Origin of the sequence: Pseudomonas sp. ICMP 8385 (assembly GCF_002699915.1) — a bacterium.
GTDB classification, from domain to species: domain Bacteria; phylum Pseudomonadota; class Gammaproteobacteria; order Pseudomonadales; family Pseudomonadaceae; genus Aquipseudomonas; species Aquipseudomonas gessardii.
Genome location: NZ_LKBY01000147.1, coordinates 1 through 13,457, shown reverse-complemented (window position 1 = coordinate 13,457; position 13,457 = coordinate 1). Strand labels below are relative to the sequence as shown.

The following is a 13,457-nucleotide window of genomic DNA, read 5'->3' as shown; positions in this document are numbered from 1 at the left end:
AGTGAAACGATGCATCGCCGATGGTAGTGTGGGGTTTCCCCATGTGAGAGTAGGTCATCGTCAAGATTAAATTCCGAAACCCCAATTGCGAAAGCAATTGGGTTTTTGTTTTGGGCGGTTGAAAAGGTTTTGGCAGATCGCCATCGGTTGATGCCGACAAATTTGCACAGTTATTTCTGAGCCAGAACACTAGAATAGACACCTGATCCTTTTAGACTTAGAGCCCTATATGTCCGACCCGGTTGATACCACCCAGGTGTCCGACCTACCGTTGGAGGACCTGGTTGCCTGCCATGAGTGCGACTTGCTGATGCGCAGGCCAGAGCTTGCCCACGGTGAAAAGGCCCTGTGCCCACGCTGTGGTTATGAGATGTACGCCCACCGCTACAATGTCGTCGAACGCAGCCTGGCCTTGGTGATCGCCGCGTTATTGTTGTACGTCCCGGCGAACTTTCTACCCATCATGCAGCTCAATCTACTCGGGCAGTCTTCTGAAGACACGGTCTGGAGTGGTGTAGTCGCCCTGTTCAATACCGGCATGCAAGGTGTCGCAGCGGTGGTGTTCCTGTGCAGCATGGGCATCCCGTTGCTCAAGCTGCTGTGCCAGCTGGCGGTGCTGCTCAGTATTCGCTGGAACATAGGCCGCAGCTACGGCCTGTTGCTATACCGCATTTATCATCATCTGCGCGATTGGGGGATGCTTGAGGTCTACCTGATGGGCGTGCTGGTGGCGATCGTCAAGTTGGCCGACATGGCCGCCCTCAGCGTAGGCCTGGGACTGGCCTGTTTTGTCAGCCTGCTAATGGTCCAGGTGCTGCTGGAGGTGGTCATGTCACCCCATCAGATCTGGCAAGCCTTGTCCGGGGAGGACGAACATGCGGGCGATTGATGCTGGCATTCTGATCTGTACCGAATGCCACGAATTGAACAGGCAGGCCCCGGACACCGACGAGCAAACCTGCACCCGTTGCGGTGCACTGGTCCATGCCCGCCGTCCGAACAGCCTGATGCGCACCTGGGCTTTGCTGATCACTGCGGCGATTCTGTACATCCCGGCTAACCTGTTGCCTATCATGACGGTTAACTCCCTGGGGCAGGGCGCTCCCAGCACCATCATGGCCGGCGTGATTGAACTGGTGCAGCACGGCATGTTCCCGATTGCCGCCGTGGTATTTATCGCCAGTATCCTGGTGCCGACCTTCAAGCTGGTGGGCATCGCCCTGTTGCTATTCTCGGTGCAACGTCACCAGCCGCTTTCTGCCCGACAACGCATTATCATGTACCGCTTTATCGAGTTCATCGGTCGCTGGTCCATGCTGGATATCTTCGTGATCGCCATTCTAGTGGCGGTCGTAAACTTTGGGCGACTTGCCAGTATCGAGGCCAATCTCGGTGCCGTGGCGTTCGCCAGTGTGGTGATCTTGACGATGCTTGCTGCAGTAACTTTCGATCCCCGACTGATTTGGGATAACACGGAGTCGGACGACGACCATGACTGATTTGCCAAAGGCTAAAACCCGCCCTGCTTCAAACTGGTCGGCCATTTGGGTACTGCCGTTGATCGCCCTGGTGATCGGCGGCTGGCTCGGATGGCGCGCCTACACCCAGACGGGCATCGAGATCCAGGTTCGCTTTGAAAGTGGGGAAGGCATCCAGGTCAACAAGACTGAAGTGGTCTACAAAGGCATGCCGGTGGGCAAGGTCAAGACTCTGGCCCTGGATGACGAGGGCAGTAATCGCGGGGTGATTGCCACCATCGAGATGAACAAGGATGTCGAGCAGTACCTCAAGGCCAATACACGCTTCTGGCTGGTCAAGCCAAGCGTCAGCCTGGCCGGGATTACCGGCCTGGAAACCCTGGTCTCGGGCAACTACATCGCAGCCAGCCCCGGCGACGGCGAGCCCACGCGCAAATTCAAGGCACTCTCCGAAGAACCGCCATTATCCGATATCAAGCCCGGCCTGCACCTGACCGTCAAGGCCGAGCGCCTCGGCTCGCTCGACCGTGGCAGCCCGGTGTTCTACAAGCAGATCCAGGTTGGCCAGGTCAAAAGCTACCTGCTGTCCGCCGATCAGAACACGGTCGAGATAAAAGTCTACATCGAGCCGACCTACGCCAACCTGGTGCGCAAACATACGCGTTTCTGGAATGCCAGCGGCATCAGCATCGATGCCAACCTGTCCGGGGTCAAAGTGCGCAGCGAATCCCTGGCCAGCATCGTCTCCGGTGGTATCGCCTTCGCCACGCCGGAAAATCGCAAGGACAGCCCGCCCACCGACCCAAGCCTGCCGTTTCGCCTATACGAAGACTTCGATGCCGCCGCCGCGGGTATCCGCATCAAGGTCAAGCTCAGTGACTTCGAGGGCCTGCAGGCCGGTCGTACGCCCGTGATGTACAAAGGCATCCAGGTCGGCAGCCTCAAGGCCCTCAAGGTGGACTCTGATCTGTCCAGCGCCAGCGCCGACTTGACCCTCGACCCATTGGCCGAAGATTACCTGGTGGAAGGCACGCAGTTCTGGGTGGTCAAGCCGTCCATTTCCCTGGCCGGCATCACAGGCCTGGAAGCCCTGGTCAAGGGCAACTACATTGCCATCCGCCCCGGCGACAAAGGCACCAGCCCCCAGCGTGAGTTTGTCGCCCGGCCCAAGGCGCCACCGCTGGACCTGCGCTCCCCGGGCCTGCACTTGGTCCTGCTCACAGAAAACCTCGGTTCCCTGGAAGTTGGCAGCCCGATCCTCTACAAACAGGTCAAGGTCGGCTCGGTGCAGAGCTACCAGTTCTCGCGCAAGCGCAAACAACTGGTGATTGGCGTGCATATCGAGAAGGAGTACGAAGGTCTGGTCAACGGTTCGACGCGTTTCTGGAATGCCAGTGGCATTACCCTGACCGGTGGGCTCACCGGCGGTATCCAGGTCAAAAGCGAATCCCTGCAAAGCCTGATGGCCGGGGGGATCGCCTTTGAAACCCCAGAGCCAAACGTGCCGCTGCGCAACCGCATCCCGCGTTTCCGCCTGTTTGCCGATCACGAAGCCTCCACCCAGCGTGGCACCGTGGTGACGATCAAGGTCGATCGTGCCGACGGCCTGAGTACCGGCACGCCGATTCGTTTCAAGGGCCTGGAGGTGGGCAAGATCGAAAGTGTCGACCTGAGCGCCGACATGCAATCGGTGATGCTCAGTGCACGCATCACCGAAGTCCCTGAGCGGATCGCCCGGACCGGCAGCCAGTTCTGGGTGGTCAAGCCAGAGCTGGGCTTGATGAAAACCGCCAACCTGGAAACCCTGGTCACCGGCCAGTACATCGAAGTCCTGCCGGCGGTGAAAAGCACCGGTGCGCAAAAGAACTTCGTGGCCCTGGCCCAACCGCCCGAGGCGAATGTGCAGGAGGCCGGCTTGAGCCTGGTACTCAGCGCCGCCCGCCGTGGTTCGTTGAAAGTCGGCGTACCGGTCACCTACCGTGAAGTCACGGTCGGCAAAGTCACCGGTTACGAGTTGGGCAAGACGGCCGACCGCGTGCTGATCCATGTGCTGATCGAGCCCAAGTACGCGCCGCTGGTTCGTGGTGGCAGCCGCTTCTGGAACAGCAGCGGCTTTGGCCTGGACTTTGGCCTGTTCAAGGGCGCGACAGTGCGCACCGAGTCCCTGGAGACCCTGGTCCAGGGCGGCATCGCCTTTGCGACACCGGAGGGCGAGCGTATGGGCAACCCGGCACTGCCCGAGCAGACCTTCCCGTTGTTCGACAAGTTTGAAGACGAATGGCTGATCTGGGCGCCTAAGATCCCACTGGGTAAATAGGCCCCGACCAACACCGCATAACCCCAGCCCACAAAAAAGGCCGCGGTCCATAGGATCGCGGCCTTTTTGTATTTCAACAGCGCAGGTCAGACCTCATCCAACTCCGGTTCATCCGCCTGCACATTGACCGTCGCCTTCACCGCATCATGCCGGCGAATGTACTTCCAGTCCGCCTCATCGATGTAGATCCCGTTCGGCCCGCTGCCGCCTTCCAGGTCGATCGCCACCTGGGCCGAGACCTGCGGCTTCACACTGGCCAGGATCGGCACAAAGCCCAGTTGCAGGCTGGTTTCCAGCAAGGCGGCCTGGTTCTTCTCATCGATGTCCGCCGCCTCGTCGAGGTAGTACGGCAGGCGCACGCGACCGGCCTGGTCGCGGTCCATCAAGTGCAGCAACAAGTACATGTTGGTCAGCGCCTTGATCGTCATGGTGGTGCCGTTGGACGCGGCGCCATCGATGTCGGTGTGAATGATTGGCTGGCCATTGACCTTGGTGATCTCGAACGCCAGTTCAAACAGGTCCTTGAGCCCCAACTGGTTATGGTTGGCGGCGACCAGGCGCGCCAGGTACTCCTTGGCCTCTTCGTTCTTGTTGTCCTGCTCGGCGCTCTGGCTGAGGTCGAACACCGAGAGGGTTTCGCCTTCCTCATACTGGCCGGCACTGTGAATGATCTGGTCGATATGCTTGAGCGCTTCCTTGTTCGGCGCCAACACGATACGAAAGCTCTGCAGGTTGGATACCTGGCGCTTGTTGATCTCGCGGTTGAACAGGGCCAACTGGTGCTCAAGGCTGTCGTAGTCGCTGCGGATATTGCGCAGGGTCCGCGCGATATCCGTCACCGCCGCACGGCGCGCCTTGCCCAGGGTCAGGGCTTCGTCGGTGCGGTGCGCATACGCGTTGATCAATAGGTGCAGGCGGCGCTCCATATCGTCTTCACTGTCGAACTTGGCCACGCCCTTGAGGCGCACCTGGGCGTACAGCGCGTCGATCTGCCCATCAGCGCGCTGCAAGCCCTGCCAGCTGTCCTGATAGTCATTGAGCAGCGGCAGCAGGTTGTCCATGGAATCGTCGACCGGGTCCATGAACGGCGTACCGAACGGCAAGTCGGCCGGCAACAGCTGGCGACGGCGCAGGGCGTCATCCAGGGTGCGCTGCTTGGCTTCCATATCGCCGATCTGCCGGCCGACCAGCTGCAGCTTGGCCGACAGTTGCTGCACGCGTTCGGTAAACGCATCGCTGGAGCGCTTCAACTCGTCCTGGGCCGCTTCCATCTGCGCCAGGTTTTCCAGCTTCTCGCCTTCCTCGGCACTCAGGGTCTGGGCGCGGCGGTAATCTTCCAGGGCTTTCTGTGCGTCCAGCACCTGCTGGTACAGCGCTTCGGTCTGGGTCTTGCTCGCCGCGCGGTCCGAGGCCACGGCCTGCTGGGTCTTGAGTTGCTTGAGTTCTTTTTCCAGGCGCTCCTTCTGGTCACGCAATGCCGCGCGGTCCGCCAGGGCCTGCAAGGCCGGCGGCTCGATGTGCGAGATGTCGATGGACAGCCCCGGCACTTCAAAGCGCTCGCCGGTGAAACCATCGAGGATCAGCTCCAGGGATTTGACCCACTGGCCGTCTTCATCCAGGGTGATGCCGTGCTCGCCCAGCGGCAGGCTGAACAGCGAACTGTTGAACAGACGCATCAGACGCTCGACGTCCTGCTGTGAGAATTCTTCCCGCAGTTTGGCGTAACTGTTGTTGTCGGCGTGATCGAGTTGCTGCTTGACCGACTTCAGGCGTTTTTCCAGGTCGCGCAAGCGCTCATCCAGATCCTCGGCGCTGAACTGCCGCGACTGCGCCAGGGCGCCGGCCAGTTCATCGTGGGCATCCTTGGCTGCCAGCAGTTGCTGCTCCAGAACCTTGACGTCATCGACCAGGGCAAAGCGATGCTTGAGCACCGACAGCTCGCCCAGCCAGCGCTGGATGCCGCTGATTTCCCGCTCCAGGCGCATCAGCTCCTGGGTGCCGCCGCGCTGATCGTTCTGCAGCGCGTCCTGCTCGTTGCGGTAGTGTTCGGCCTGGATGGTCAGCTCTTCCTTGCGCGCACTGGCGTAGTCCGACCAGGTGCCCAGCAGCGAATCGAGCAAGGGCGACAGGCGATGCAGCTTGCCGCGCAGGATTTCCCGCTGTTTCACGCCATTGGACAGCGCTTCCACCAGGGGGCCGGCGGCTACCAGGGAGTTGTAGTCCTGCTCCATGCGTCGTACATCGCGGAACGCTTCTTCACACGCCGCAATGTAATCCACACTGCCCGAGCGCAGGCTGTGCTCGAACGCATCGAGGAACAGCTGCTTGAGCTTGGCCGCAGTGATCTCGCGCATGTGCAGCAGGTTGATAAACAGGGCGCGGAAGGTCTTCAGACTCTGCTCGCTGGTGGAGCGCAGCGGAATCAGGGTCAGGTCCAGCGGGATCGAGGTATGGCCACCCACCAGCAAGCGTCGCAGCTCATCGGGCTTGAGTTCATAGGCTTTGAGGCCCTCGCGCTCAAGGTTGGTGAACAGCTCTTTCTGGCGCAGGCAGGTGTCGTTTTTCTGGTAGTGGGCCAGGTCCAGCTTGCCGGCGTAGGCAAAGAACTGGTGGCCGAAACCACCGCCCGGGCCGCGACCGACCACGCCAATCACATGGGGGCCGTGGGGCAGCGAGACTTCGACGAGGATGTAGCTGGTGTCGGTGGCAAAGTAGAAGCGCCGCGACTGTTCCAGGGTGTACTTGCCGAAACTCATGTCTGACATGCGCGCCAGGATCGGGAACTGCAAGGCGTTGATCGAAGCCGATTTACCGAGGTTGTTCGCGCCATACACCGACAACGGCTCTTCCAGCGGGAACAGGCCCAGGCTGTAGCCCGCAGTGTTCAAAAGGGCGAAGCGGCGAATGCCGTAGCGTTCCTTGCTCATGCATCGGTCTCCTGTTCTTCGGCAATGGCACGGGCCAGGGCGTCTTCTTCGCTTTCGTCGGCAAAGTCACTAAGGTCCAGCGGGTCATCGGTCTGCAGCAGTTTTTCATCGCTGTCTTCGTCGATGATCACCGGCGCCGGCAACGGCAGCACACTGTGCACGCTGGCCGCGAGGTCGCGGTCGGCCTGGACCGACAGGCACACGTCGAGGAAACGGTGCATCGGCGGCAGGAAGCGGTAAATACCGTTGTCTTCACCGGCAAAGCCAAGCTGGGTCATGCGGCGCATGATTTTCTCTTCCAGCTCCTCGACGGTCTGCACTTCGGCCTGGATGAACAGGTCACGGTACTTCTCCAGCAGGGAGGGCAGTTCATCGCGGCCCAGGCTGCCACCGTCGAGCACGGCAATCGGGTCGCGGCCCTGGTCGGCCAGGTGCTCGACGATGATGAAGGTGAACAGCGCCAGGCGCTGCGCGGTCTTGTTGACCTGCGCGGCGGCCACGGCGGTGTCCGGCACGAAGTAGTAGAACCCCCGGGTATCGCACACCAGCTCAAAGCCCAGGGCCTTGAACAGCGTGCGGTACTGGTCCTGGAAGTTCGACAATTGCGCGTACAGCTCCGGGTCGCGGCGGCTGACGTGGTAGCCCTTGAACAGCTCGCGAAAGATCGGCGCCAGCTGGGACAGTTCGGATAGATCAAGATGCATAAGGTGTGCTCGCAGAATTCTCGGCTACGTCGGTGCTGGCCGGGAGCAGGGCGAATGAGCGCAGGCTGACCTGGTGCTCGTGAGTATGGTAATCCCGGCGTTCCAGGCGCTCGCGCTTGAAACGCTTCTCCCGCGACAGGCGCGAGAACCAGTACAGCAACTCGTCGGTGGCCCCGTCCGGTTCCTGTTCCAGCAACCAGGTCATCAGGTCGGGCATCGGCAGTGCGTCTGCGCAGCGCTCCAGCATCTCCTTGACCGTACGCGGCGCACGCTGGGCTTGGCCCTTGTGGGATTTGTGGGCCTTGGGGAACCGCGCCGGCTTGGGCTCGAAGTTGGCCAGGGCATACACATAGGCTTCCACCTGGCTGGCACTGCCCAGGAAGGTACTTTGTGGCCGGGTGAACATCGGCATCGCCGCTTGCGGCACCGCGTCCAGGCCCTTGCGGCGGATCGCCGACAGGGCCAGCGCCGCGCCACGGGTCACGGCATTGTGCCGGCGCACTTCTTCGCGCAGCGGCAGCAGCAATTCCCGGGCATGGCGCAAGGTCAGTTGGGCGCTGGTCTGCATTTCGAGGATGCGCGCGTGGGTGCGCAGCAACATATCGTCGTCCACCAGGTGGCCCAGGCGCTGCTGCTCGGTGAGCATGCGCAACAGCACGTTCTCTACCTTGCGCACGCCTTGCTCGAAGGCGCCGTCGGCGTTCACCAGTTGGATCATCGGCTCGACATACTCGTCCCAGGTCGCCAGGACCTCGGCATAACGCTGGCGCAACGGGATCTGCCGGTCGCTGGTCTTGGCGCGGTCGGCCACGGCGGCGAGGGCTTGTTCATCATTGGCGAGTTTTTTCAGCACGTCGCGCACGCGCATGTCCAACAGCCGCAGTTGACGGGCCAGGTCATGGCCGTCGCGGATGTCGAAGGCGTCCTGGATATAACCGGCCAGGCGCTCGAGGTGGCGCAGGTAGGCTTCGATTTCCAGGCACAGGCCTAGCCGGTGCTCCTTGCGAAGATAGGCCAGGAAGTCATGGATCTGTGCATTGAGCTCGAAACGGTTCGGGCTCTTGGCCACAGGCACCAGGATATCCAGGCGAATCCACACGTCCAGCAGGCTGGTGATGTCCTGTGGTGTGCTGTCCAGTTGTTGGGCGGCCAGTTGCGCGCGCAACTCGCCAAGGCTCAGGGTGCCTTGGTCGAAGTGTTCGCACAGTGGCTCAAGCAGGGCCCAGTGTTCGGCGAGGGCGCGCAAGACGCGCTTGGGTTCGATCATCGGAATGGCCGGCTGGTTGGCGAATTAAAAGCAGCGATTGTACTGCATCAGGCGCGGGATTTATCCACAGCCGGTCAGGGCGCGTTCGCGATGGGCGGTCAGCAATGCAGAGAAAATCATCAACGGTGGGCGATCATCGTCGAAGGGCGGTAGAATCTGCGCTCTTTAGTTATCCACAAGTGGCCGAGCCTTGCTTATCGAGTCCCGACGTCGCGCTTACTTGACCGCCATGCAGGTGGTCAACTGGCTGCCGCGCACCGAATTGCCCTTTGCCGCCCCGTCGCGGCCCGAACTGCTGCAAGCGCTGGAGCCGTTCGAGCCGTTCGACGCCTCGGGCGAGGAAGCGGCGGCGCCGGTGGCGCTGGTCAAGCCCGTGGCCGAGGTGCCTGTGCGGCCGTCGGAGCGGGTCAAGATCGAAGTGCCACGCCCGTCGAGCACGCCCAAGCCCGTTGCCGTGGCCGACGATGCCCCGGCCCCGGTGGCCAAGGCCCCGGTCGTGCCGCCACCGCGTTTTGCCCTGCAGTTGCTGCGGGCCGGGCGTTGCCTGTTGCTGGTGGAGTTGCCCACCGGCGAGCGTTTCCAGGCGCGTGACCCGGCCTACCTGCTGCTCAAGGACATGCTGCGCGCCGCCGGCCTGCCCGACAGCCCGCAGATCGTTGGCGAGCCTGTGCGCTGGCCGCTGCTGGTGCGCGGCAATATGGACCAGGGCCCGGACGCCGCGCGTGACTTCGTGCAGGGCTTTGTCGCGGCCCGCCTGGAAGACGAGCCCTGCGTGTGCCTGTGGCTGATCGGCCTGCCGGCCGTGCGGTTTGCCGGCGAAGCCGACGCCCAGGCCTGGTACCGCGAACTGCAGGTCGAAGGCCTGGGCTCGGTCTGGGCCTTGCCGGGCCTGGAACTATTAATGGAAGAGCCACAGCGTAAGGCTGATGTCTGGCAAGCCATGCGCCGGCTGATGGCGCGCTGGAAAACAACCGATGAGTGAGGCTTTATCCTTCCGCCCGATGACCGAGGCTGACCTCGACGCCGTGCTGAAAATCGAATACGCGGCGTTCAGCCACCCCTGGACCCGTGGCATCTTTCTCGACGGGCTGGGCAAGTACCAGATCTGGTTGATGTTCGAGGGCGAGCAGCAGGTGGGCCACGGGGTGGTGCAGATCATCCTCGATGAAGCGCATTTGCTGAATATCACCGTCAAACCGGAAAACCAGGGGCGTGGCCTGGGCCTGGCCCTGCTGGAGCATCTGATGTCCCGGGCCTATGCCGCCAATGCGCGGGAATGTTTCCTGGAAGTGCGCGACAGCAATACCGGGGCATTTCGCCTGTATGAGCGCTACGGCTTCAATGAAATCGGCCGTCGCCGCGATTACTACCCTGCTGTCGGAGGTCGCGAAGATGCAGTGGTCATGGCCTGCACCCTGGTCGACTGAAACGGTATTCCCTGTAGAAAGGGCTTGTGTGGGAACGGGCTGTTAGCCTCTTTGGCGTCGTAATTGCTCATACTGTCGGGGTTATAGTGTGTCTATCTACCCCCGAGCGTGACCTCGATGGGTGGTCGTCTGTCATACCTGCGCATGATTCCTGAGGCTGACCTGATGAACGAACTACAAGACCTGCTTGATAACAACGAACGCTGGGCGGATGCGATCAAACAGGAAGATCCCGAATTCTTCGCCAAGCTCGCCCGCCAGCAGACCCCGGAATACCTGTGGATCGGCTGTTCGGACGCCCGGGTGCCGGCCAACGAGATCGTCGGCATGTTGCCCGGCGACCTGTTTGTGCACCGCAATGTGGCCAATGTGGTGCTGCACACCGACCTCAACTGCCTGTCGGTGATCCAGTACGCGGTGGATGTGCTCAAGGTCAAGCATATCCTGGTCACCGGCCACTATGGCTGCGGCGGCGTGCGTGCCTCGATGCAGGACCGCCAGTTCGGCCTGATCGACGGTTGGCTGCGTTCGATCCGCGACCTGTACTACGAGAACCGCGAAGTACTGGCCCAGTTGCCCACCGAAGAAGAACGCGTTGATCGCCTGTGTGAACTCAATGTCATCCAGCAAGTGGCCAATGTTGGTCACACCAGCATTGTGCAGAACGCCTGGCACCGCGGGCAGAGCCTGTCGATCCATGGTTGCATCTACGGGATCAAGGACGGTCGCTGGAAAAGCCTCAACGCCACCATCACCGGGTTCGAGCAGTTGCCGCCGCAATACCGCCTGCGCCCGATAGAGGCCATTTAACAGCGTTTGCGCTGGCGCCACTGTTCCATAAACTGTTGGCCCTCGGCATTCAACGGCTCTTTCATACCGGTGATCCAGCCCCGGCAGTTCCCGGCCCCGCAGCGGCACGGGAACTGCCTGAACAGCACATCCTCGGTGGTGGCGTAATCCATGGTCAGCAGTGTGCCGGGGTGGATAGCCTGGATTGACCACAGCTCCAGCTCGCTGATGTCGAGGAACACGTTCGGGTCGCACGAATGCAGGAGCAGACCGCTGAACCAGGGGTCGTACAAGTGGATGCGCGACGACATCTGCAGCGTGTGCAGGCGTCGCTCGCCCAGGGCGTACCCGGAAATCTTGGCGATGCGTATCCGGCTGTCGAAGGCGACTTTGGCTTTAATCCCGGTTCCGCGCCCGTTGCGGGTGCGCACCACCTCGAAGTGTCGGGACGAGGGGTAACCCTTTTTGGCCAGCAGTGCTGCGAAGGGATAAAGGCCGTTACTCGCAGCAGCAGGCACCTCTTCCATGAGCTGGGTTTTCATAGCGCTCCTTGTCGGGCTGCATCGACCTCCTGGTGTCGAGAGAACTGCCAGTCTTGCAGCAAATGGACAGGATCCAAGATTTACGCAAAAAAACGCCGATAGCTACTGTCAAATCTGACAGTCGATATCGGCGTTTTTTGGCGTAAGCCAATGCTGATAAGTGAGCGGGCTACAGTACGGGCGCTGCGACAGAGGCCTCTGGGGCGGGGCTTTTCAGGCGCTTGAGCTGGGCCTTGATCGAGGCGGTGGTGCATTTTTCCTTGGCCTGTTCGGCCGATAGCTCGCGCACCGAGGTGTAGAACAGTTCGCAGGTCTGCTCCTTGCGCGTTACCTGCCAGGTATTCATGCAGCCCTTGAGCAACACATTGGGGTCGCTGGCGGGCTTCTGGCCCATTCCCGCCTGCCAGCAGGCGGCGCTCAAGTCCTGGCCCATGACCTTCAAGCCGGCCTCGTCGGCCTTCTGTTCGTCGCCGTTGTAGCTGGCCGGGTCGGCGGCGTACCAGATGTAACTGGGGTGATTGGCCCCCAGTACCGCGACATTGCGGCCTTCGGCCGGGCTGATCTGCGCCAGGCCCAGTACCCCGAGGGTTTGCCCGTACTGTTGCTGGATCCAACTGCGCACCGGCGCGCCGAAGGCGACCATGGGCAATGAGCCCGTGGGGTGCCGGCTCAGTTCCCGGACAATCCGGGTCTGGTATTCGCTGAAGTAGCCGTAGACCCCTTCCAGGTCCTTGCCGGCCGAGGAGGGCGCGGCAATCGGTGCAATATCGATGATGGTCTGGTATTCCGGGGTCTGGGTTGCCGGTATCCCGTTGGCGGTCAATAGCGTGGCCCAACGGTCGGTGGTGGCCGACTCCAGGTAGTCCTGGTAATGGGTCAGGGAGTAATCCGGTGGGAAATGCATCAACTCGATGCTCTTGCGGTTTTCCAGGGCCATGCCCAGCGGCAGGAACAGGTACCAGCTAAATTGCCACTTGCCATCGCGGTTGAGCCGGCTGGCGCCCTCGTAGGCCAGGTCGGCGGTGTCCAGCAACGCGGCCAGGGGCTGGCCATAACCGTCGGGCACGCCGGTAAAGTGGGCGCGGACCCGATCCTGCTGGGTCTTCACACTGACCCGGGCGCGGCTGTAGCCATCGCGCTGCAGGCTCTGGGTCAGATAATGTTCGACGGTTTGCTCCAGGGTCAGCGGCCGAAAGCAGATCACACTGCAATTGTTGGGGTAGGCGAACAGTTGCGTGACCCGTTGCGGGGTGCCCAGGTCGAGCTCGACGTCGGCGTGTACGACCGCGCTCAAAGTGAGTGCGACAAAGGTGAAGGACAGCCTGGTCAGTTTAAACATGTGTGTTTCCTTGTCAGCTAAAGCCCGTCTGCGCGGGATGAATGCCTACCCTCACACAGTAGCGGCTGACTGGGAAAATGCGTCGAGAAATGCGGTTTTTTTGTAGGGGGGCCGCCTCTCATATATCGTGAAATGCAACGCATTGCTTTGCGTTGTCCATGAGGTTGCAATTAGCCATGAGTTAGTTGCAAAACTTGTAAGTTTTAAATGTAGGCTGCGAAGCCAGAGTGCTTGATGACTTTCACAGCCTCTATAAAAAATTAATGTTTTTAGATTTATATAATAGAAATTAGCCTTTAAAATTTACAACAGGCTTGAAAAGATCTTTGTTAGGGTTTGACTCTGCAAAGACTATTCTTCCCGCCGGTTGGCCGAAAGCCGGTCTGAACTGTTTGAATTTTTTTAGCTGGGGATTTTGCTGTTGGCTGGCTTCTTGGGTGTTGCCCGTCTCAGCACTGTTTTGCGAGGCCGGCATAGTAGTTGTAGGCGTGATATTCATGGGGGCTCCAGTTATAGCTTTAAATAATTTAGTGGCGGTCTCTTAGTTAAGTTGAAGATTGTCCGGTGCTACTAAGGATGGTCTGAAGTAGCCATGTATTTCCCCGGCATACCACCTAGCGCAACTTTTAAACTCGCCAAATGATCAAAAAACAATCAATTCGACGAG

General features: G+C 60.7%; 13 protein-coding genes. 6 read left to right on the top strand and 7 right to left on the bottom strand.

Annotated elements, in window-relative coordinates; genetic code table 11:
• On the bottom strand, window positions 1-202 hold a 202-nt coding region (locus AO268_RS32945), incomplete at its 3' end, for a hypothetical protein (protein WP_218927894.1).
• 27 nt (window positions 203-229) lie between these two features.
• Here AO268_RS32945 and AO268_RS29465 point away from each other — a divergent pair.
• The 3 genes from AO268_RS29465 to AO268_RS29455 are packed head-to-tail and all read left to right on the top strand — an operon-like array spanning window position 230 to window position 3,795.
• Complete coding sequence (locus tag AO268_RS29465; RefSeq protein WP_076964057.1) at window positions 230-889, top strand: paraquat-inducible protein A; 660 nt, start codon at window positions 230-232, stop codon at window positions 887-889.
• Complete coding sequence (locus AO268_RS29460; protein ID WP_099170702.1) at window positions 876-1,499, top strand: paraquat-inducible protein A; 624 nt, start codon at window positions 876-878, stop codon at window positions 1,497-1,499. The genes AO268_RS29465 and AO268_RS29460 overlap by 14 nt, the downstream gene beginning before the upstream one ends.
• Window positions 1,492-3,795 (top strand): PqiB family protein, encoded by a 2,304-nt coding sequence (locus AO268_RS29455; RefSeq protein WP_076964059.1) that lies wholly within the window; start codon window positions 1,492-1,494, stop codon window positions 3,793-3,795. The genes AO268_RS29460 and AO268_RS29455 overlap by 8 nt, the downstream gene beginning before the upstream one ends.
• A gap of 86 nt (window positions 3,796-3,881) precedes the next feature.
• On the opposite strand, the gene mksF is transcribed toward AO268_RS29455, so the two are convergent.
• The 3 genes from mksF to mksB are packed head-to-tail and all read right to left on the bottom strand — an operon-like array spanning window position 3,882 to window position 8,693.
• Window positions 3,882-6,722 (bottom strand): Mks condensin complex protein MksF, encoded by a 2,841-nt coding sequence (gene mksF, locus AO268_RS29450; protein WP_076964060.1) that lies wholly within the window; start codon window positions 6,720-6,722, stop codon window positions 3,882-3,884.
• The gene (gene mksE / locus AO268_RS29445; RefSeq protein WP_076964061.1) at window positions 6,719-7,426 is read right to left on the bottom strand and encodes an Mks condensin complex protein MksE; all 708 of its coding nucleotides are present in this window, start codon (window positions 7,424-7,426) and stop codon (window positions 6,719-6,721) included. Before mksE ends, mksF begins: the two co-directional genes overlap by 4 nt.
• A complete protein-coding gene (gene mksB, locus AO268_RS29440) occupies window positions 7,416-8,693 on the bottom strand; it encodes an Mks condensin complex protein MksB (RefSeq protein WP_099170701.1) in 1,278 nt (425 codons plus the stop codon). Before mksB ends, mksE begins: the two co-directional genes overlap by 11 nt.
• 229 nt (window positions 8,694-8,922) lie before the next feature.
• On the opposite strand from mksB, the gene AO268_RS29435 reads away from it, so the two are divergent.
• The 3 genes from AO268_RS29435 to can all read left to right on the top strand — a co-directional run bounded on the left by AO268_RS29435 (window position 8,923) and on the right by can (window position 10,930).
• The gene (locus tag AO268_RS29435) at window positions 8,923-9,675 is read left to right on the top strand and encodes an energy transducer TonB (RefSeq protein ID WP_099170700.1); all 753 of its coding nucleotides are present in this window, start codon (window positions 8,923-8,925) and stop codon (window positions 9,673-9,675) included.
• On the top strand, window positions 9,668-10,120 hold the full coding sequence (rimI, locus tag AO268_RS29430) for a ribosomal protein S18-alanine N-acetyltransferase (protein ID WP_003188286.1): 453 nt from the start codon (window positions 9,668-9,670) through the stop codon (window positions 10,118-10,120). The genes AO268_RS29435 and rimI overlap by 8 nt, the downstream gene beginning before the upstream one ends.
• 165 nt (window positions 10,121-10,285) lie before the next feature.
• On the top strand, window positions 10,286-10,930 hold the full coding sequence (gene can, locus AO268_RS29425; protein WP_029295821.1) for a carbonate dehydratase: 645 nt from the start codon (window positions 10,286-10,288) through the stop codon (window positions 10,928-10,930).
• On the opposite strand, the gene AO268_RS29420 is transcribed toward can, so the two are convergent.
• From AO268_RS29420 to AO268_RS29410, 3 genes are all read right to left on the bottom strand, one after another.
• On the bottom strand, window positions 10,927-11,451 hold the full coding sequence (locus AO268_RS29420; protein WP_099170699.1) for an SET domain-containing protein-lysine N-methyltransferase: 525 nt from the start codon (window positions 11,449-11,451) through the stop codon (window positions 10,927-10,929). The genes can and AO268_RS29420 overlap by 4 nt on opposite strands.
• Window positions 11,452-11,620: 169 nt before the next feature.
• Entirely contained in the window at window positions 11,621-12,790 is a 1,170-nt protein-coding gene (locus AO268_RS29415) for a hypothetical protein (protein WP_076964065.1), read from the bottom strand.
• 289 nt (window positions 12,791-13,079) lie between these two features.
• Window positions 13,080-13,289: a hypothetical protein gene (locus AO268_RS29410; protein WP_076964066.1), complete on the bottom strand. Its 210-nt coding sequence runs from the start codon at window positions 13,287-13,289 to the stop codon at window positions 13,080-13,082.
• Window positions 13,290-13,457: the final 168 nt, after the last annotated feature.

Coding starts and splice junctions, on each gene's coding strand:
- AO268_RS29465 (WP_076964057.1), top strand. CDS start 230: ATGTCCGACCCGGTTGATACCACCCAGGTGTCCGACCTACCGTTGGAG.
- AO268_RS29460 (WP_099170702.1), top strand. CDS start 876: ATGCGGGCGATTGATGCTGGCATTCTGATCTGTACCGAATGCCACGAA.
- AO268_RS29455 (WP_076964059.1), top strand. CDS start 1,492: ATGACTGATTTGCCAAAGGCTAAAACCCGCCCTGCTTCAAACTGGTCG.
- mksF (WP_076964060.1), bottom strand. CDS start 6,722: ATGAGCAAGGAACGCTACGGCATTCGCCGCTTCGCCCTTTTGAACACT.
- mksE (WP_076964061.1), bottom strand. CDS start 7,426: ATGCATCTTGATCTATCCGAACTGTCCCAGCTGGCGCCGATCTTTCGC.
- mksB (WP_099170701.1), bottom strand. CDS start 8,693: ATGATCGAACCCAAGCGCGTCTTGCGCGCCCTCGCCGAACACTGGGCC.
- AO268_RS29435 (WP_099170700.1), top strand. CDS start 8,923: ATGCAGGTGGTCAACTGGCTGCCGCGCACCGAATTGCCCTTTGCCGCC.
- rimI (WP_003188286.1), top strand. CDS start 9,668: ATGAGTGAGGCTTTATCCTTCCGCCCGATGACCGAGGCTGACCTCGAC.
- can (WP_029295821.1), top strand. CDS start 10,286: ATGAACGAACTACAAGACCTGCTTGATAACAACGAACGCTGGGCGGAT.
- AO268_RS29420 (WP_099170699.1), bottom strand. CDS start 11,451: ATGAAAACCCAGCTCATGGAAGAGGTGCCTGCTGCTGCGAGTAACGGC.
- AO268_RS29415 (WP_076964065.1), bottom strand. CDS start 12,790: ATGTTTAAACTGACCAGGCTGTCCTTCACCTTTGTCGCACTCACTTTG.
- AO268_RS29410 (WP_076964066.1), bottom strand. CDS start 13,289: ATGAATATCACGCCTACAACTACTATGCCGGCCTCGCAAAACAGTGCT.